This window comes from Vibrio sp. 10N.222.48.A3 (assembly GCF_041475345.1).
GTDB classification, from domain to species: Bacteria; Pseudomonadota; Gammaproteobacteria; order Enterobacterales; family Vibrionaceae; genus Vibrio; species Vibrio tasmaniensis_A.
In genome coordinates this window covers 1-1,119 of sequence record NZ_JBFRVX010000252.1, presented here as the reverse complement: position 1 = coordinate 1,119, position 1,119 = coordinate 1, and the positions used below count along the sequence as shown (strand labels likewise).

Annotated in this window: 2 protein-coding genes and 1 pseudogene; all 3 read right to left on the bottom strand. The window is 41.8% G+C overall.

Annotated features, from left to right (window positions below):
* Positions 1 to 328, bottom strand: a pseudogene (locus tag AB4653_RS08465) (flagellar basal body M-ring protein FliF); the annotation flags it as partial.
* 15 nt (positions 329 to 343) lie between these two features.
* Positions 344 to 655: a flagellar hook-basal body complex protein FliE gene (gene fliE / locus AB4653_RS08460; RefSeq protein WP_009848554.1), complete on the bottom strand. Its 312-nt coding sequence runs from the start codon at positions 653 to 655 to the stop codon at positions 344 to 346.
* 132 nt (positions 656 to 787) lie between these two features.
* A partial coding sequence (locus tag AB4653_RS08455) for a helix-turn-helix domain-containing protein (RefSeq protein WP_372103829.1) occupies positions 788 to 1,119 on the bottom strand: 332 nt, incomplete at its 5' end.

Sequence of the window (1,119 nt, the reverse complement as noted above, 5' to 3'; positions counted from 1 at the left end):
CTTCAAGAGAGTACTCAATCTTCTGCGTATCCAAATAATCAAGAACCGGGATCAACTCTTCTGTTTCGTAAGCCCCTAATGGACGCATTTCTGGCTCTTTCACCCAGAAAAACAGCATTACAATAAGCGCTACACAGATCGAGATAGAAAGAACTAAGACGACTTGACGAAGCAAATCGAGATCACCGACGGCCATATCAAACTTAGATGAACTGCGCTCACCTAAATCGGTATTTTGCCCTTCGCCATCTAGATCAGAACTTGCAATAAGTGCGTGGTCGTTGCTATCGCTTACGGTTAAATCTGTTGTTTGACTGTTATCTGCCACTATTTACTACCCAACTTATACCGGCATGTTCATCAGCTCTTTGTACGATTCGACCAATTTATTTCTAATTTGGATCGTCGCTTCAAAAGCCACACTAGATTTATTACGAGCAATCATCACGTCAGATAAAGACACGCTTTGATCGCCACTGTCAAAACGAGTTTGAAGATTACCAGAGGTCTTTTGTAATGAGTTCACATTATTGATGGCATTAGTCAGCATGTTGCCAAAATCTGCACCAACCGCTTGGCCCGTTGCAGCAGGGCGCGTGCTGGCAGCTTCAACCATCATTGCCTGCATTTCGCCTTGTAAACCATCTATTCTCATTTACTACCTCAGGAGTCAAAATTATGACTATCTATTTAGCTGTATTATTGACAGAGCAATTAACGTGCCATGCATCAATTTGACTAGCTATCGTAATACACTAGTCAGAAAGCTGACACTACTAATTTATGTTCAATTTGGAATATCTATTCCAGCATCACGCATTTTCGCTAATTTATAACGCAATGTACGAGGGCTAATGCCTAGCTTTTCAGCCATATCTTTACGTCGACCATGACAAGCAATCAATGTTTCGAGAATGATCGCATACTCTTGATCTCTAAGTTCATTTCCAAGCCCTTCGCTACCTGCCACGACTTTATTGATAGGATTCGCTTCAGCAATCGGCTTAATTTCTGGCGCTGCAACACTGTTCCCTTCAACGATCTGTTGTAGTCCAGTAGCGTCTTGCCAATCAACACCTTCAAGTAAAATATGTTCGCCTGAAATATTTTCTTGCTCAC